The 16,930-nt window shown below is 39.3% G+C and carries 18 protein-coding genes; 16 read left to right on the plus strand and 2 right to left on the minus strand.

What is annotated here, in order from left to right; all coding sequences use genetic code 11:
- Position 1: 1 nt before the first annotated feature.
- Both murG and PYW30_RS02440 read left to right on the plus strand, forming a co-directional pair.
- Entirely contained in the window at positions 2–1,096 is a 1,095-nt protein-coding gene (gene murG / locus PYW30_RS02435) for an undecaprenyldiphospho-muramoylpentapeptide beta-N-acetylglucosaminyltransferase (protein WP_042217255.1), read from the plus strand.
- Positions 1,096–2,133 carry a cell division protein FtsQ/DivIB gene (locus PYW30_RS02440; protein WP_042217253.1) on the plus strand — a complete coding sequence of 346 codons (1,038 nt, stop codon included), beginning with the start codon at positions 1,096–1,098 and terminating at the stop codon, positions 2,131–2,133. Before murG ends, PYW30_RS02440 begins: the two co-directional genes overlap by 1 nt.
- A 95-nt stretch (positions 2,134–2,228) precedes the next feature.
- Here the strand turns inward: PYW30_RS02440 and PYW30_RS02445 are convergent, their stop codons facing one another.
- Together PYW30_RS02445 and PYW30_RS02450 are read right to left on the minus strand one after the other, a co-directional pair.
- Entirely contained in the window at positions 2,229–2,966 is a 738-nt protein-coding gene (locus PYW30_RS02445; protein WP_014024357.1) for an amino acid ABC transporter ATP-binding protein, read from the minus strand.
- Positions 2,967–2,979: 13 nt separating this feature from the next.
- Entirely contained in the window at positions 2,980–5,124 is a 2,145-nt protein-coding gene (locus PYW30_RS02450) for an amino acid ABC transporter substrate-binding protein/permease (protein WP_004259070.1), read from the minus strand.
- Positions 5,125–5,362: 238 nt separating this feature from the next.
- Between PYW30_RS02450 and PYW30_RS02455 the strand changes: the two genes are divergently transcribed.
- The 14 genes from PYW30_RS02455 to PYW30_RS02520 all read left to right on the plus strand — a co-directional run bounded on the left by PYW30_RS02455 (position 5,363) and on the right by PYW30_RS02520 (position 16,854).
- Entirely contained in the window at positions 5,363–6,019 is a 657-nt protein-coding gene (locus PYW30_RS02455) for a VTT domain-containing protein (protein ID WP_004259068.1), read from the plus strand.
- Between the two features lie 72 nt (positions 6,020–6,091).
- Positions 6,092–6,958: a shikimate dehydrogenase gene (locus tag PYW30_RS02460; RefSeq protein ID WP_042217250.1), complete on the plus strand. Its 867-nt coding sequence runs from the start codon at positions 6,092–6,094 to the stop codon at positions 6,956–6,958.
- Complete coding sequence (gene aroB / locus PYW30_RS02465; protein ID WP_004259062.1) at positions 6,942–8,003, plus strand: 3-dehydroquinate synthase; 1,062 nt, start codon at positions 6,942–6,944, stop codon at positions 8,001–8,003. The genes PYW30_RS02460 and aroB overlap by 17 nt, the downstream gene beginning before the upstream one ends.
- Positions 8,000–8,485 carry a DUF1697 domain-containing protein gene (locus PYW30_RS02470; RefSeq protein ID WP_004259059.1) on the plus strand — a complete coding sequence of 162 codons (486 nt, stop codon included), beginning with the start codon at positions 8,000–8,002 and terminating at the stop codon, positions 8,483–8,485. The genes aroB and PYW30_RS02470 overlap by 4 nt, the downstream gene beginning before the upstream one ends.
- Complete coding sequence (locus tag PYW30_RS02475) at positions 8,485–9,411, plus strand: DMT family transporter (protein WP_004259056.1); 927 nt, start codon at positions 8,485–8,487, stop codon at positions 9,409–9,411. The genes PYW30_RS02470 and PYW30_RS02475 overlap by 1 nt, the downstream gene beginning before the upstream one ends.
- A 6-nt stretch (positions 9,412–9,417) precedes the next feature.
- Positions 9,418–10,008 carry a DUF1054 domain-containing protein gene (locus PYW30_RS02480; protein ID WP_004259052.1) on the plus strand — a complete coding sequence of 197 codons (591 nt, stop codon included), beginning with the start codon at positions 9,418–9,420 and terminating at the stop codon, positions 10,006–10,008.
- Position 10,009: 1 nt separating this feature from the next.
- Positions 10,010–11,179 (plus strand): chorismate synthase, encoded by a 1,170-nt coding sequence (gene aroC / locus PYW30_RS02485; RefSeq protein WP_004259049.1) that lies wholly within the window; start codon positions 10,010–10,012, stop codon positions 11,177–11,179.
- A 133-nt stretch (positions 11,180–11,312) separates the two neighbouring features.
- Entirely contained in the window at positions 11,313–11,663 is a 351-nt protein-coding gene (locus tag PYW30_RS02490) for a YxeA family protein (RefSeq protein ID WP_004259047.1), read from the plus strand.
- A gap of 27 nt (positions 11,664–11,690) precedes the next feature.
- On the plus strand, positions 11,691–12,479 hold the full coding sequence (locus PYW30_RS02495) for an ABC transporter ATP-binding protein (protein WP_004259045.1): 789 nt from the start codon (positions 11,691–11,693) through the stop codon (positions 12,477–12,479).
- Positions 12,472–14,445 (plus strand): FtsX-like permease family protein, encoded by a 1,974-nt coding sequence (locus tag PYW30_RS02500; protein ID WP_042217245.1) that lies wholly within the window; start codon positions 12,472–12,474, stop codon positions 14,443–14,445. Before PYW30_RS02495 ends, PYW30_RS02500 begins: the two co-directional genes overlap by 8 nt.
- Positions 14,446–14,664, plus strand: coding sequence for a hypothetical protein (locus PYW30_RS02505; RefSeq protein WP_004259039.1), 219 nt, complete (start codon positions 14,446–14,448; stop codon positions 14,662–14,664).
- 109 nt (positions 14,665–14,773) lie between these two features.
- Positions 14,774–15,430, plus strand: a complete 657-nt coding sequence (locus PYW30_RS02510; RefSeq protein ID WP_004259035.1) for a response regulator transcription factor — start codon at positions 14,774–14,776, stop codon at positions 15,428–15,430.
- Entirely contained in the window at positions 15,417–16,307 is an 891-nt protein-coding gene (locus PYW30_RS02515; RefSeq protein ID WP_004259032.1) for a sensor histidine kinase, read from the plus strand. The genes PYW30_RS02510 and PYW30_RS02515 overlap by 14 nt, the downstream gene beginning before the upstream one ends.
- Positions 16,297–16,854, plus strand: coding sequence for a GNAT family N-acetyltransferase (locus tag PYW30_RS02520; RefSeq protein WP_004259029.1), 558 nt, complete (start codon positions 16,297–16,299; stop codon positions 16,852–16,854). The genes PYW30_RS02515 and PYW30_RS02520 overlap by 11 nt, the downstream gene beginning before the upstream one ends.
- The last annotated feature ends 76 nt before the right edge of the window (positions 16,855–16,930 follow it).

Here is a 16,930-nt window from a genome sequence, read left to right on the forward strand (position 1 = left end):
TATGAGAATTATTGTAACTGGAGGCGGAACGGGAGGACATATCTATCCTGCGCTGGCCTTTATAAATCATCTGAAGACTATTGAGCCGGATTCGGATATCCTCTATGTAGGTACAGAACGCGGCTTGGAGAGTAAGATTGTGCCTGCAGCAGGTGTGCCTTTTAAAACCGTAGATGTACAAGGTTTTCGTCGTAGCCTTTCTTTAAACAACTTTAAAACAATCTATAAGTTCCTGAAATCTACATCAGATGCGAAAAAAATTGTTAAGAATTTTAAACCTGATGTGGTCATTGGAACAGGGGGGTATGTAGCTGGGCCTGTACTTTACGCAGCAGCCAAGCTTAATGTGCCGACTATCGTTCATGAACAAAACTCAATTCCAGGGATTACAAATAAGTTCTTGAGTAAATATGTGGACAAAGTTGCGGTTGCTTTTGAAGCAGCCAAGCCTTTCTTCCCAGAAGCCAAAACAGTTTTTGCTGGTAACCCGCGCGCTCAGGAAGTTGCAACTTTAAAAGCTACCGATATTCTGGAAACAGAATATCAACTTCAAAAAGGGAAGAAAACAGTAGTTATTTTTGGTGGATCACGTGGAGCCCAAACAATTAACGAGGCGGTAAAAGCTGCTCTGCCAAAGTTTGCAGAAGCTGATTACCAAATCGTCTATGCTTCAGGACAAATCTACTTTGATGAAGACCATGAAGAGTTTGCAAAATATGCGGATACTGCAAATATAGCAATTCGTCCTTATATTTCCAATATGCTCGAAGTTCTTGCATCATCAGATTTAATATTGTGTCGTGCGGGTGCGACAACGATTGCTGAAATTACTGCACTTGGTTTGCCAACGATTTTTGTACCTAGTCCAAATGTCACAGCAGACCATCAAACAAAGAATGCCCAAGCTCTTGTAGACATCGGTGCCGCTAAGATGATTAAAGATATCGAACTTACAGCAGATACAATGCTTGCCAGTATTTCTGAAATCTTTTCTGATGAAGAGCTTTACCAAGCCATGTCTGTAGCCAGCAAAAAAGCAGGTGTACCTGATGCTAGCGATCGACTTTATCAACTTGTGAAAGAAATTAAAAAATAATGAGTGAAGAAAACCTTACGCCTTGGCAAAAGAAAAATCTTGAATATCAGCGCCGCAAAGCAGCTGAAAATCAAGAGAAGTCTGAAGAACCCAAAAAACGGAAGTTTTTAAAGAAAAAAGAAGAGACCGAAGCAGATTCTCCTGAAGTTCAGGAAGAAATTGAGCAACAGGAATCTTTTGTAGAAGCAGAAGCATTTGAGGAAGCATACTCAGATGATTTTGTTGAGGATTTTGAAGAGCAAGAACCGGAACCTTCTTTTTTTGAAGGAAGTTTCGAAGTGTTTAAAAAGATGTGGCCCGTCTTACTCTTGGCAATCTTATTGTTTTTAACTTCGATTTATGCGGTGTCCCCGATAAGTAAAATTGGGACATTTACAGTTTCAGGCAATAAAAACGAGTCTTTTGAATCTATCGTACAGGCTTCACGTTTGAAGCCAACAGATAGGATTTACGGTGTGCTCAGAAATAGACGAGCTATTGAAAATAGCATTGTTCAGGAATTTCCTCGTGTCAAATCCGTCAACTTACAGGTCAGCTTTCCTAATAATATCGAAGCTAAGGTCACAGAGTTCGAAAAAGTTGCTTATGTGGAACAAAAAGGCAAGAATTATCAAGTGTTAGAAAATGGTCATATCCTCAAGGACCAAGAAATAGCTAAGGATAAAGTTTCGAACTTTCCCTTACTAAAAAACTTTTCCGATGAAGAAGTGGAAAAATTTATTACAGCCTTTATGAAATTGAAGCCTGAGATACGTGGATTGGTTACGACTGTTACGAAGACACCAACTAAAGCTACTAATGACTTTATTGCCTTGGACATGTCGGATGGTAACCAAGTACGCGTTTCTCTGAGTCAAATTACAGAGAAGATGCCTTACTATCCAAGTATTGCGAAGCAACTTCAAGCGCCACAAGTGATTGATATGGAAGCAGGGATTTATGCAAAGCCAAAAGAAGATTACTTGGCTGATCTAAAAAATCCTGAGGGAAATAAGAAGAACTCAGAAAATACAACTGAAATTACAGCAACACAATAATAAAACTGAGAGGTTAGCCTTTCAGTTTTATTATATTTTCTTCTTGAAAAAGAAAAACGTTTGTTTCTTTCAAAGAAAACAAACGTTTTTTGAATTTATGCATTCAATACTTTAGATAAGAAGTCTTGTAGACGTGGATGCTGAGGGTTTTCAAAGAGGTCTTCTGGTTTACCATCTTCAAGGATAACACCTGCATCTGTAAACATGACACGGTTAGCAACTTTACGTGCAAAGCCCATCTCGTGTGTCACGATAAGCATTGTCATGCCATCATCTGCGATACGACGCATCAGGTCAAGAACATCGCCAACCATCTCAGGGTCAAGTGCTGAAGTTGGCTCATCAAAGAGCATAACATCAGGGTCCATAGCCAAGGCACGGGCAATGGCTACACGTTGTTTTTGTCCACCTGAAAGCATCTCAGGCATTGTATCTTTTTTCTCTTCTAGACCAACAGCTTCAAGCAAGCGTAGTGCTTTTTCTTTTGCTTCAGTTTTTGTAAGCTTTTTAAGCTCAACAGGAGCATACATGATGTTTTCTAAAACGGTCATGTTAGGGAAGAGATTGAAGTGTTGGAAAACCATTCCGACATGTTGGCGAACCAAGTTAATGTCAGTGTTTTTATCTGTAAGGTTGTACCCGTTGATAATGACATCACCACTTGTTGCGTCTTCTAAACCATTTAGTGTACGGAGGAATGTTGATTTACCAGAACCTGAAGGGCCGATAATACAAACAACATCTCCTTTGTTAAATTTTGCAGAGATTCCTTTGAGGACCTCATTTTTACCATATGTTTTGTGAAGATCAGTAACTTCGATTTGTACAGACATATCTTTAATCTCCTTATTTCATTTTTTGTTCGATGCGACGTCCTGCCCACATCAAGAGAAGCAGAACCACCATGTAAATCAGACCAATCAAACCGTAGACACGGAAGGCTTGGAAGTTACGGGCAACGATGATTTGACCTGCTTGCAAGAGTTCAACCAATCCGATAACAGATACCAAGGTTGTATCTTTAAGCGTAATGATAAATTGGTTAATCAAGCTAGGAATGGTAATCTTAACAGCTTGTGGCAAGATTACTTTACGCATTGTTTTCACATAAGGGATACCAAGTGAGCGGCTGGCCTCCATTTGACCTGTTGGAACAGCAGCGATACCCCCACGAACGATTTCAGCGATATAGGCTGATTCATTCAGCGTCAAGGCAATAACACCGGCTGTAAACTCATTCAGAGGACTTTGATGGCCTGTGATGAGTTGCAACATGTTTGGAATGCCGTAGAAAATGAAAATTGTTAATACCAAGAGTGGAATTGAACGGTTAAGGTCGACATAAATACGTGAAATTGTACGTAGAGCTGGTGATGGACTCGCTGAGAAAAGTCCGAAAATTACACCAACAATCATTGCTAAAACAAAGGAAACTAAAGCAAGTTGGATAGTGATCCAGAGACCTTTACCTAACTGTTTCCAGTTGTTTTTCAAGATACCAAGCATTGTGCTTTCTGTTTCTGACTCAGTTGCTGTTTCAGTTTTTGAAGCTAAATATTTATCAACAATTTCTTGATATTGACCGCTGGCACGCAGTGAAGAAAGACCATTGTTGAACATTTCGATAAGTTCAGGATTGGTTCCTTTTTTCACAGCGAAACCGTATTGACCTGTTGGAATACCTTCAAAAGGTGTTTTAAATTCTTGGCCTTGTTTAATGGCATATTTTACTACAGGCTCATCATCCATAAAGGCTTGAATTGAACCATTGTTCAATGAAGAATACATTGAAGTAGCATCAGTAAATGTTTTTAAAGTGTAGCCGTATTTGCTTTCGTTTTTTGTTAAGTAGTCATAAGAAGCTGTCCCGTTTTTGGCACCTACTTGTTTTCCTTTTAGATCTTCCCATTTCTTGATGTCTTCATTTGACTTAGAAACAGCAAGCGTCAAATTCGAATCGTAATAGGCATCACCAAAGTCAAAGACTTTTTTACGTGCATCAGTAATTGACATACCGGCCATCATAGCATCAGCATGTCCTGCTTGAACAGCATCTACCGCAGGTTGGAAACCAACGTGGTTCCATTTGATTTTGAAGCCTTGTTGCTTAGCGATAGCATTAAGCAAGTCGACATCAATACCTGTGAATTTTTTATCTGTGTTTTGGAATTCAAATGGGGCAAAGCTATTATCTGAGGCAATAGTGTAAACATCTTTTTTAGGAGTTGCTTTCTTACCACCAGTATATTTTTGAACGATTTTGTCATACTCGCCATTGGCTTTCATTTGAGTCAAAGCTTTGTTGAAGCCGTCGACGAGTTTAGAGTTCTCACCTTTCATTACAGCGAAACCGTAACCTCCAGGAAGTGAGAAGGAAGGAAGATTGATTGCCAAGTCTTGTCCTTGGTTGATGGCATAAGAGATAACAGGAGCTTCATCCATCGCACCTACGATGTTCCCTGCGGCCAATGAGGCAAACATGTGAACACCGTCAGAGTAAGTTTTGATTGTGTAGCCGTACTTGTCTTGGTTTTTTTGTAACCAGTCATAAGAAGCTGTTCCTTTTTTAGCACCAACAGCTTTGCCTTTAAGTTCATCATAGCTCTTAAGTGTAGAAGACTTTGTTGTAGCTAAAGTGATGGCTGAAGTATAATAAGGATCTGAAACATCAAAAACTTGTTTACGTTCGTCTGTAATCGTCATCCCAGCGATGACTGCATCAGCTTTTCCAGCTTTTAAGTTTTGAAGAGCGGCATCAAATCCAGGGAAAGACATTTCAAGCTTCCAGTCATTGATTTTAGCGACTTCCTTCATGATATCGACATCGATACCTACCCAATTTTTATCTGAATCTTGGAATTCAAAAGGGGCATAAGCATTATCACTCGCGATACGTACGGTTTCCTGAGCGCTGACATTATGAGCAGTCGCAAAGGACATTCCGGTAATCGTGGCGAATATTAAAGATAATGTAAGGAATAATTTCTTCATTTCATTATTTCTCCTAAGTTTCATTAATTATATAAACAATTATATACTTGTCAGTATACCATAAAATAAGGCTGAAAAAAATAAATTATGTCACAAAACATGACATGGAAAACAGTGTGAATAAATAAAAATAATAATTTTGTCTAAAAAAATTGGCGAAGGAGAATTTGATAAAGGCAAGCTTTTAGTGTAAAATAAAACATGCAGTAACAGCATAACAAAAGGAAAATAAAAAAATATGTTTACAACACTTTCGATGTTTGGCTTCTTCAATGACTGGATTTCTGGTTTTTTGAATGCGCCAGGCGCACACGTTTGGGTCTATGTTCTCTTAGGAGCGATCATCTTCATTGAAACAGGGCTGGTTATTTTTCCGTTCTTACCAGGGGATTCAATTCTCTTTTTCGTAGGATCAATGGCCGCTATGTATCCAGATAAATTATCAATGCCTCTTCTTATTTTGATTATGGGGAGTTTAGCTTTTCTGGCCAACCTTTTGAATTATGAAATCGGCCGTAAATTTGGAGATGTAATTCCAAAACATAAAACACTCTCTAAATTTTTAAAGCCAGAATACATTGAAGAAGCAGAGCAATTCTTTGCCAAATGGGGTTCATGGGCTATCTTCCTCGGGCGCTTTATGCCAATCATTCGTACGGTTGTTCCGTTTACAGCAGGAACAAGTCGTATGCCACATAAAAAATTCGTGCTTTATAATTTCTTAGGTGGTTTTGCTTGGGTTATCGTAGCTTTAGGTGCAGGCTTCCTCTTTGGACAAGTGCCTTTCATCAAGAAAAACTTTGAACTCGTCATGTTAGCAATCGTTGCTGTATCTTTACTTCCAGCAGTGATTGGCGTTGCTAAACGGTATTTCGCAGGACGCAAAGCCGTTTAAAATAAGTTATAATAGTATTAGGAAACTAATACTATTTTTTTATGTAAAAAATAAAGAGAACACAGGTGAACGATGGAAATAAATGGATACACTCGGATGGCTGCTGTGTTAGCCCATCCCATTAAGCACAGTCTTTCTCCTTTTATTCATAACCTCGCTTTTGAGCTGACTGATGAAAATGCGGTCTACCTGGCTTGGGAGTTGGAAGATGAAAAAATGCTCAAACAGACGATCAACAATGTCAGAACATTGGACATGTATGGACTGAATATTTCGATGCCTTACAAGCAAAAAGCAGTTGAATTTATTGATGAGCTATCCGAAGAAGCGGAATTGATTGGAGCAGTCAACACGATTGTCAATCAGAAGGGAAAATTGGTCGGTTACAATACGGATGGTCAGGGCTTTTTCAGTGCGTTAAACTTTAAACCGCGCCATAAAAAAATAACGCTTATTGGTGGTGGAGGCGCCGCGATTTCCATAATTGTTCAGGCTGCTTTGCTTGAAATGCAGGAAATCACGGTTTTTGCTAGACAGTCAGCTTCCTATGCACCTTTAGAGCAGCGTTTGAAGAAGTTGTCACAGCAAACAAAAATTACAATCCGACTTTACAACCTCGCTGATCGTTCACGATTGCAAAAAGAAATTACGACATCTGACTTACTGGTTAATGCAACACCTGTAGGGATGGCGGGTGAAGCAATGCCGCTCCCTTCTTCAATTCTTTTGCCTCCAGGGATTCTTGTGGTAGACACGATTTACAAAGTACGTGAAACCCCATTGATGAAATGGGCGAAAAGCCAAGAGAGAGCAACGATGAATGGAGTGGGTATGCTTATCCATCAAGCTGCCACTTCTTTTGAATTATGGACAGGTAAAAAAATGCCTGTTGAGCAGATAAGTCAGAAATTGGAGGAAAAAGATGAGGTTAAATGTTAATCTTCCAGAGCACCCATATGATATCATTATTAAGAAGGAAAGCTTGTTGGAAGTGGGGCGATGGGTTGCACAACTCTGGCAACAACAAAAAGTTGTACTGGTCACCGACGACAATGTTGAACCTCTCTATGGAAGAGAGGTAGCTTCCCAGTTACGAAGTGAGGGATTTGAAGTTTTTACTTTTACTTTTCCGGCAGGAGAAGCCAGTAAAAACTTGTCTACCGTAGAGAAATTATGGGAGTTTTGTGCTCAACAGGGTTTGACGCGTTCCGATGGAGTTATTGCTTTAGGGGGAGGTGTTGTTGGCGATTTAGCAGCCTTTGCTGCCAGTACATACATGAGAGGCATTCACTTTCTCCAAATACCAACAAGTTTAACGGCACAGGTCGATAGTTCCATCGGTGGAAAAACAGGAATCAATAGTAATTATGCGAAAAATATGATGGGGACTTTTGCCCAGCCGGATGGTGTTCTGATTGATCCTGAGGTATTGAAAACCTTAGAGAAACGTGATTTTCGTGAGGGGATTGGTGAAATCGTCAAGTGTGGCTTGATTGCCGATAAACAACTCTGGGCCCGCTTAAATGAAATCCAGAATGCCGATGAACTTTTGCAAGAAGCAGCGTATTTTATTCGGGCAGCTTGTGAGGTGAAACGGAAACTTGTTGTGGAAGATGAGTTTGATCAGGGAACTCGACTTTATTTGAATTTTGGTCACACAATTGGACATGCTGTCGAAGCTTATGCTGGTTATGGGCAGGTCATGCATGGTGAGGCTGTAGCCATTGGAATGGTCCAAATAAGTAAAGTGGCTGAACGTAAAGGGCTGATGCCTGAAGGACTAACGGCTCAAATTAAAGCGGTGCTCCAAAAGTTTCAACTTCCCCAAACTTATGAACCATGGGATGAGGCAGCTTTGTTTGAAATCCTCAGCCATGATAAAAAAGCGCGAGGCAAGATGATCAAGATCGTGCTTGTTCCCGAAATTGGACAGGCCCAAATTCATGAGATAAGCCTTCAAGAAATGAAGGAGTATTTGAAATGAGATACTGTGCATTTCTTCGGGGAATAAATGTGGGTGGTACTAAACTCAACATGGCAGACTTAAAAACGGAGTTTGAGGCAGCTGGTTTTACAGGTGTTATCACTGTTTTAGCCACAGGGAATGTCATTTTCAGTAGCGCAACCTTGTCTGATTTATCTTTTTTGCCTGTGCAAAGTTTTATAAAAACTGAGCAACAAGTAAGAGAGATTGTCCAAAATAATCCTTTTCAACCAGAAGAAGATTATCATTTTTATGTCTTTGTTGCAGAAAAAACTTTTGCACAAATTGCACAAAGCGAGTTTAATTTATTAAACACAAGTGCAGAAGAAGGTCTTGTCCGAGCAGGTACCTTTTATTGGAAAGTACCCAAGGGCATGACTTTAACCACAGCTTTTGGTAAAATTTTAGGTAAAAAAGTCTATAAAGATCTTTTTACAAGTCGTAATATCAATACATTGGAGAGAATAATTAAAAAATTATAATGTTTGTCTATCTTGGAATAGCACTTTTTGCGGGTTTTTTACTAGCAAACCAAAACCCGATTAATGCCGATCTTCGCAAAAATGTTCATTCCCCTTTTTGGGCCTCAACAATTTCTCAGGTTATTGGGGTTGTTTTCTTAGGGACGATCTCAATACTTTTAACTGGCGATTTGTTTCCCTCTGCGGAATTTGTCCAGTCTCATCCCGCTTGGATATGGATTGGTGGTTTACTCGGTCCGGTCTATGTCACATCGAATGTCTTTCTTTTTCCACGACTGGGTGCTGTGCAGACCGTGATCTTACCCATTTTGGGACAAATTTTGACTGGAGTGGTTATTGACAGCTTTGGCTGGTTTTATGCGGTCCAAATTCCGATGAGCCCTATTCGTATATTGGGTATTATTGTTACTGTACTTGGGCTTTTCATTGCTGTTGTCTTACCCAGCTTACGTGAAAAAACAGCACAAGTTGAAGCCGAGCCCAATTTAATGTTGTGGCGTCTTTGGGCGATAATATCAGGAGCCTTCACTGCGGTTCAACAGGCTATTAATGGACATCTGGGAACCTTATTGCAGCGTCCCTTTCAAGCCTCTTTTATGTCTTTCTTCATTGGACTGATTGCCATTGTCTGTGTGACGTTAGTGATCGAACGTCGCTTGATTACGAGAGTTGAGTTAGGCAAAATCAAAAAATGGAATATATTGGGTGGTATCTGGGGGGCCTTCTTTGTTCTTGGCGCCGTTTTAGCAGTGCCAAAAATAGGGGCTGGCCTAAATATAATGATGGCACTACTTGGACAAATCATTGGTTCAATGTTGGTGCAACAGTTTGGTTGGTGGCGTTCAGATCGCTATCCAATACGACTTATTCAAGTTGCAGGTGTTGCTGTAATGTTGGTAGGCATTGTTTGTATAAAATTTTTGTGAGGAAATATGTTTAGAAAAGAATCATTTGAAATCTTTGATATAGAAGGATTGGAAATGCGTATGCAGGGCGTGCGTGCTGAAATTCAACCGATTTTTATGGAAATAGGAGAACAGCTCAAAGAAAGAATAAGTCAGGCGTTCCCTGAACAGGAGTTTTACCTGCATATTGCACAGCACCGGCGTCGGACAAGCAATGCACCTGAAAATACTTGGTCCGCTATTGGCACACAAAAACGGGGTTATAAAATGGAGCCACATTTCCAGTTAGGAATTTGGCAAGATTACGTATTCCTCTACCTTTCAATTATTGATCAGCCTAAAGGACAAGTAGAGTACGCTCAGAAATTGAGTTCGGCGCTCTCCTTACCCAAGGATTTTGTTCTATCTAAAGATCATACCAGGTCTGAATTTTATGAAAGCAGCCAGCTTGAAGAATTTGTTACCCGCTTGAAAAATGTAAAAAAATCAGAATTAGAGATGGGTAGAGTCTGGAAAGCTGAGCGTTTTGATGGTCAACAAGATGATGTGATATTACAAGAAATGCTCGAGACTATTGATGATTTATTGCCAATCTATCAAAAACTAATGGAGGATTAAGATGCGCTTTTTTACAGCAGGGGAATCACACGGTCCACGTTTGACAGCAATCATTGAAGGTTTGCCCGCAGGACTTCCGCTTCAAGCTTCTGACATCAATGTTGAATTGAAACGTCGCCAAGGGGGATACGGACGAGGCGGGCGCATGAAGATAGAATCGGATCAGGTAGAAATCACCAGTGGTTTGCGTCATGGTAAAACTTTGGGAAGCCCGCTTACCCTTAATGTGACCAATCGTGACTTCTCACATTGGACGGAAATTATGGCTTCGGAAGAAGTTGATGATGCTGTCAAGAGACAACGTAAATTGACAAAACCTCGACCAGGACATGCTGACTTGGTGGGGGGGATGAAGTATGAATTTGAGGATTTGCGAAACACGCTCGAGCGTTCCTCGGCCCGTGAAACAACGATGAGAGTAGCTGTAGGCGCTGTGGCTAAGGCCTTGCTCAAACAGCTTGATATTGATATGGCTTATCATGTGGTAAATTTTGGAGGCAAAGATGTTGCTGCCCAACTTCCAGAACTCTCTGTGAGCGAAATCAAAGCAAAAGCGGGTACAAATGATTTGTCTATTGTGGATATTTCAAGAGCTGAGGAAATCCGTTCTTATATTGATAAAATAAAGAAAGCTGGCGATACGATAGGCGGAATTGTAGAGGTGCGTGTGACAAATGTTCCGGCTGGTTTGGGTTCTTACGTACATTTTGATCGCAAATTAGATGCAAAAATCGCAGCTGCTGTCGTTTCTATCAATGCCTTTAAAGGTGTGGAGTTTGGCCTTGGTTTTGAAGCTGGGCGCCGTCAGGGCAGTCAAGTCATGGATGAAATCCTTTGGGCAGCGCAAACCGGATATAGCCGAAAGAGCAATAATCTTGGTGGATTTGAAGGTGGAATGACTAATGGAGAGGACCTTGTTATTCGAGGAGTCATGAAACCCATCCCAACCCTGTATAAGCCTCTCATGTCCGTCAACACTGAAACGCATGAACCTTATAAAGCGAGCGTCGAACGTTCTGATCCAACCGCTCTTCCAGCGGCAGGAGTAGTAATGGAAAATGTTGTTGCTACAGTCATAGCACAAGAAATCTGTGATAAGTTTTCAAGCGATAGTTTTAGAGAGCTGCAAGAAGCTTTTCAAAACTATAAGGAACGCTTGAAAAACTTTTGAGGAAATAAAAACTAGTCTCAAAAAGAGGGCTAGTTTTTTTATTACAAAAGTGTAAGTTTGCAGAAAATATAATTTGTTAGAATAAAAGTATAGAGTTAAGAAAAACAAAACCTAGTAGGAAAGAGGTGGCAATATGAAAAAAGTATTATTTGGCTTGCTTGCTCTGGCAATAGTGATTGGTGGCCTAGGATACGGCTGGTACAAATCCAGCTACGGAGGCACAGAACGTTACGTAAAAATCACACAAGATGGGGTGAAAAAAGATGAGAAAAGCGATTCAGGTAAACGCACAGTGTCTTATGAATACAATTTACCTTCTTATGATAAAAATGGTGAAGCAAAAGATGTTTCCTTTACAGCAACACACAACTTACGTAAAGAGGCTTATCTTAAAGTGACAGATAATAAAACAAAAGGCGTAACAAACTGGGAAGAAGTTCAAAAAAATGACTTGCCAAGTAAAGCAAAAGATAAATTAAATTAATCATTTAAAGGTGATAAGGGAGAAAAAATGCTATTAGAAGTTAAACATATCAAAAAAGTTTTCAAAACACGCTTTTCAAAAGAAGAAACAACAGCTCTTGCGGACATCGATTTTTCTGTCGAAGAAGGTGAATACATTGCCATTATGGGTGAATCAGGTTCAGGTAAAACAACACTCTTGAATATTTTATCAACTTTGGAAAAACCCACAGCTGGTCAAGTTTTACTTTCAGGACGTGACATTACAGCTATTAAAGACAAGGACATCTCAGCATTTCGCCGTGAGCACCTTGGCTTTGTCTTCCAAGACTTCAACCTCTTGGATACGCTATCTGTAAGAGACAATATTTACCTGCCAATGGTTCTTTCGAAAGCGCCAGTAAAGAAGATGAAAGCACGTTTGGAAAACTTAGCGCCTAAGTTGAATATTGAAACCCTTTTAGAAAAACAACCTTTTGAGCTATCTGGGGGACAAAAACAGCGTGTTGCTGTTGCGCGTGCTCTGATTTCTCAACCCGATCTTGTTTTGGCAGATGAGCCAACAGCAGCTTTGGACTATAAAAACTCTGAAAGTTTGCTTGAGCTTTTCGAAAATATCAATGATGCTGGACAAACCATTATCATGGTTACTCACTCAAGCTTGGCTGCAAGTCACGCAAAACGTGTTCTCTTTATTAAAGACGGAATGCTTTATCATCAGCTTTATCGTGGCGATAAGTCATCCACAGAGTTTGCAAAAGAAATTACCTTGTCAATGACTTCATTCTTGGGGGCTTCGGCAGATCCAACCGAAACGGAGGTAGCCAATAATGCTTAGTTTTAAACTGGCGGTACAAAATCTGAAAAAAGGTTTGAAATCTTTTGCACCTTTCATCGTAGCGAGTGTAACGATGTTTGTCTTACTTTTTGTTACTGCTGCAATTGCACAATCTCCGTCACTTGAGAAAATGAAGGGTGGCGCAGCAGTGGGGCAGATGATGTCCTTTGCGATGTGGATTTTGGCTATTTTTGGTGGGATAATTCTCATATATAGTTATCGCTTTTTACAATTGCAACGCTCACGTGAATTTGGACTTTACGATATTCTTGGACTGGGAAAAAAGAAAATCGCACTGGTTTCCTTCTTTGAGCTTGTGATGAGTTATATTGCAACTGTCATCATTGGTACAATTGTTGGGATTGCTTTCTCTAAGTTCCTTTTCCTTATCTTTATTAATATGATTGGTGAAAATAACTTTAACTTAGCAATTACACCAGCTTCTATTCTAACAGTGGCAGCAATATTCTTGATCTTCTTTGCTTTGCTTCTTATCATTGGAACATTTATCATTTGGAAATCTTCAAGTCTTGATTTGTTAAGAGAAGCATCTAAAGGTGAAAAAGAACCTAAGTCAAACATTTTCATGGCCTTGATTGGGGTTGTTTTACTGGTAGTGGGCTATGGTTTAGCACTAAATGTTGATAATCCAGTGAAAGCACTCTCCACTTTCTTCCTTGCAGTCCTTGCAGTTATTTTGGGAACTTACTTTTTCTATATCAGTTTTACCGTTTGGTATTTGAAATGGCGTAAAAAACGTAATTCTTACTATAAGCCGCAAAACTTTATTACGATTAGCTCAATGCTTTATCGAATGAAAGCAAATGCGGTTGGTTTGGCAAATATCACTATTCTCTTGTCAATGACATTGGTGACTTTGGTAGTTACCATTGGTATTTTCTTAGGCTCAACTCAAACTGTTGAGCGCTCGTTTCCAAAAGAAGGACAATACACCGTTTATTCGCAAGAAAAAACGGGTGATCAACTGGCCCAAACCCTACAAGAAAAAGCAGACCAAGCTGGTGTAGAAGTATCAAACCTATCAACAGCTCTAAGTGTGGACTACTTGATGGGTAACGGTCAAAAAGAAGGAGAAAATACTTTAAACATTACTCCGACAGGCGATCAAAAAACAGCCATTCAATTTTCAATGACAACTTTACAAACGTTGAAAAATTTGAATGAAAATGTTGCGGACATTTCTGGTAATCAAATTAGTATCCTTGATTACTTTGGCGCTTATCCAAAAATTAAGGCGTTTAATTGGTTTGGTACAAAGTATGAAGTGAAAGACATCATGGCTACTCAGGATCTGACTAAGTACCCTATCATGATGAATATAACTACACCAATGCTTCTTATCTTCCCAAATGATGCAGCATTACATCAAGCGCTTGAGGTTTATAATAAAGCAAACAACGAGGGTGAACAAGCCTATCAAGTGAGTCCCGCTGTGACAGTTAACTTTGATATTGCAGAAAAAGACCAAGAAAAATTAACAAATGTACTAGGTAGTCGTGACGGCGAGCATATGCTCAGCTTCCGTTCCGCTGAGATGAAAGAAGTCAGAACAGGTATTGGTGCCTTTGTCTTTATTGGTATGGTTCTCGGCATTAGTTTTATTTTAGGGGCTGCCCTGATTATCTATTACAAACAGTTGTCAGAAGGTGTGCAAGACAAACGTTCCTTCAAGATTCTACAAGAAGTCGGTTTATCAAAAGAGCAAGTGTCTAAGACCATCAAGTCTCAAGTGAGCATGATTTTCTTATTGCCAATTGCAATGACGATTGTACATTTCAGCTTTGCTTACATTATGATTAGTAAGCTTATTGGGATATTTGGAATCTTAGATAGCCAGTTAATTCTTTGGACCAGCGTGGGAACAATTGCTGCTTTGGCCTTTATTTATTGGTTAATCTATAAAGGAACAAGCCTCGTGTATTACAATATTGTGGAGAAAAAATAAATGGAAAAAATACCCTATTACTTACTGGTCCTTGGTGGCTCACTTACTGTTCTTACTTTCTGTGCCTGGTATGTCTGGGGGAGTATTCAATTTATTCAAAGAAAGATTAAGAACTGCAAGGATATTAAACTTTTACAGACTTTAACGCTTGGTTTACATATCCTTTCCCTTCTCATTGTTGTTGGTTTAGGCTATTATGGCTTTACAACATTCTTCTAAAAATCAGATGGAATCATCTGGTTTTTTTATATGTTATAATAGGAGACAGAAAAAATTGATAGTGAAAAAAGAACAAGCGATAACAGAGCCGGAAGTTCGGGAGGAAAAAATGCCCAAAATTTTTATTGTGGAAGACGATAAAACGATTGTTAAAATGTTGACTAATGCTTTGAAAAATGACTTTCAGGTCTATTCTGTTTTAAATTTTCGGGCAGTCAAGCAGGAAATATTGGAAGCAGATCCGGATCTGATATTAATGGATATTGGCTTACCCTTTTATAACGGTTTTTACTGGACAACAGAATTACGCAAAGTCTCACAAATTCCGATTATTTTTATCTCATCGATGAGTGATGATATGAACCAAGTCACAGCCATGAACCAAGGAGCTGATGATTTTGTGACGAAACCTTTCTCCTTAGATATCTTACAGGCCAAAATAAAAGCATTGCTTCGCCGTTCTTACAACTTTTCTGGTCCTGAGAAATTAGAATTTGCCGGCTTTATTTTATCTGACAACATGGTGAAGTCAGGAGAAAGTCAGATTGATCTCACACCTTCCGAAAACAAGATTTTGAGTGTTCTTTTTAGAGCCAACGGAGCTGTTGTAAGCAAAGAAGCCCTTCTCCAAGAACTGTGGCAAACAGATGAATTTATCGATAGCAATACTTTAAATGTGAAAATGACACGTTTACGTAAAAAACTAGCAGAAATTGGATTTGCACATTTGGTAACGAAGCGAGGTGTGGGCTATGCCTTGGAGTAAAATAAAACGCTTTTTGCGGACAAAAATTGCACAAATCGGTGTGTTTTTGGTGATGCTCTTTATCTTTGTGAGCAACTTTCTGCTCTGGCATCTTCCGATTGAGTCCCTCATCAATGCAACTATTCTTGCTTTGATTGTATTTGTGATTTACTTGGTTTCCTCATATTTTCGTTGGGCGAATAGAGAAGCACTCTTATGTGACTTGAAACATGAGCTTTTGGATTTGGAAGAGAACCTGCGTGCAAAAGAAAAACACATTAAAGAAACAGAAGATATTATCAAAGTTTGGTCCCACCAAATGAAAATACCTTTGGCCGCAATCGATTTGATGGCACAAACAGAGATTAATCCAATCGAATTAAAAAATCAAGCTTTCGCTTTGGATAATTACTTAAAAATGTTATTGGAATACCAACGCATAGCCAATATTTCAACGGATTTTCATTTTGAAAGGTTTTCTGTCGCTCCTCTTTTACGAGAACTGCTCAAAAAATACAGTAGCTTTTTTATTCAGAAAAATTTATCCGTCACTATTTCAGGTGACTGGGAAATTACCACAGATCGTAAATGGTTCAGTTTGGCAATAGAGCAGCTGCTCAATAATGCTATAAAATATACAAATGAAGGAAGTTTAACCATTCGTATAGAAGAAAATAGAATTGTTTTAAGTGATACAGGAATAGGGATCTTACCCGAAGATTTACCACGAATATTTGAGCATGGTTTCACAGGCTATAACGGCCGCGGATATTATAAAGCATCAGGGTTGGGCTTGTACTTAACGAAACTTATTTTAGATCGCCTTGACTTCCGAATTAAGATCAGTTCAGAGCTAGGCGAAGGAACGACTGTTGAGGTGGAAAAAAATGAACAATAAACAGGTAATACTTGCACAACATCAAAAGTTTGAAACAGAACGTTTATTTTTTAGAAAAGTGGAACTTGCAGACAAAGAAGACCTTTTTGAATACGCAAGTGATCCAGAAGTTGCGCGCTATGTTTCATTTCCCGTACATAAAGATTTAGCTATGACAGAAGAAAGTATTGTGGAGTATTTTATACCACAGCGTTTATTTTGCTGGGCAATTGTGGAGAAGCAGAGTCACAAAATGATTGGTACCATTGATTTAAGGCTCGACGGAGATCAAGCTATATTTGGTTGGGTACTTAACCGTAACTTTTGGGGGAGAGGTCTAATGCCAGAGGCTGCAGCTTCACTCAGAGATTTGGCTTTTAATCAGCTTGATGTAAAGATTATTACAGCAGAACATGACGCAGAAAATCCAAAATCAGGACGTGTAATGGAAAAAATCGGTATGCGAAAAACAGGTCAAGTCTATACATACATGGCTAAAGAGGGGCGTTCAGTCCTGTGTGATTACTGGGCATTGACGAAAGAAGAATATTTAAAAGCTAAAAATTAAAAAAACCACTTGTGCGCAGTGGTTTTTTTGATAGGGGGTCAAGAAAAACAATACAAGAGTAGACCTCTTTACTTGT

The organism is Lactococcus garvieae subsp. garvieae, assembly GCF_029024465.1.
Classification (GTDB): Bacteria; Bacillota; Bacilli; order Lactobacillales; family Streptococcaceae; genus Lactococcus; species Lactococcus garvieae.

Bases quoted from the DNA above. Each gene is read 5' to 3' on its own strand.
- aroB (WP_004259062.1), top strand. From the start codon at position 6,942: ATGAGGTTAAATGTTAATCTTCCAGAGCACCCATATGATATCATTATT.
- PYW30_RS02510 (WP_004259035.1), top strand. From the start codon at position 14,774: ATGCCCAAAATTTTTATTGTGGAAGACGATAAAACGATTGTTAAAATG.
- PYW30_RS02505 (WP_004259039.1), top strand. From the start codon at position 14,446: ATGGAAAAAATACCCTATTACTTACTGGTCCTTGGTGGCTCACTTACT.
- PYW30_RS02475 (WP_004259056.1), top strand. From the start codon at position 8,485: ATGTTTGTCTATCTTGGAATAGCACTTTTTGCGGGTTTTTTACTAGCA.
- PYW30_RS02490 (WP_004259047.1), top strand. From the start codon at position 11,313: ATGAAAAAAGTATTATTTGGCTTGCTTGCTCTGGCAATAGTGATTGGT.
- PYW30_RS02495 (WP_004259045.1), top strand. From the start codon at position 11,691: ATGCTATTAGAAGTTAAACATATCAAAAAAGTTTTCAAAACACGCTTT.
- murG (WP_042217255.1), top strand. From the start codon at position 2: ATGAGAATTATTGTAACTGGAGGCGGAACGGGAGGACATATCTATCCT.
- PYW30_RS02455 (WP_004259068.1), top strand. From the start codon at position 5,363: ATGTTTACAACACTTTCGATGTTTGGCTTCTTCAATGACTGGATTTCT.
- PYW30_RS02520 (WP_004259029.1), top strand. From the start codon at position 16,297: ATGAACAATAAACAGGTAATACTTGCACAACATCAAAAGTTTGAAACA.
- aroC (WP_004259049.1), top strand. From the start codon at position 10,010: ATGCGCTTTTTTACAGCAGGGGAATCACACGGTCCACGTTTGACAGCA.
- PYW30_RS02460 (WP_042217250.1), top strand. From the start codon at position 6,092: ATGGAAATAAATGGATACACTCGGATGGCTGCTGTGTTAGCCCATCCC.
- PYW30_RS02500 (WP_042217245.1), top strand. From the start codon at position 12,472: ATGCTTAGTTTTAAACTGGCGGTACAAAATCTGAAAAAAGGTTTGAAA.
- PYW30_RS02515 (WP_004259032.1), top strand. From the start codon at position 15,417: ATGCCTTGGAGTAAAATAAAACGCTTTTTGCGGACAAAAATTGCACAA.
- PYW30_RS02450 (WP_004259070.1), bottom strand. From the start codon at position 5,124: ATGAAGAAATTATTCCTTACATTATCTTTAATATTCGCCACGATTACC.
- PYW30_RS02445 (WP_014024357.1), bottom strand. From the start codon at position 2,966: ATGTCTGTACAAATCGAAGTTACTGATCTTCACAAAACATATGGTAAA.
- PYW30_RS02470 (WP_004259059.1), top strand. From the start codon at position 8,000: ATGAGATACTGTGCATTTCTTCGGGGAATAAATGTGGGTGGTACTAAA.
- PYW30_RS02480 (WP_004259052.1), top strand. From the start codon at position 9,418: ATGTTTAGAAAAGAATCATTTGAAATCTTTGATATAGAAGGATTGGAA.
- PYW30_RS02440 (WP_042217253.1), top strand. From the start codon at position 1,096: ATGAGTGAAGAAAACCTTACGCCTTGGCAAAAGAAAAATCTTGAATAT.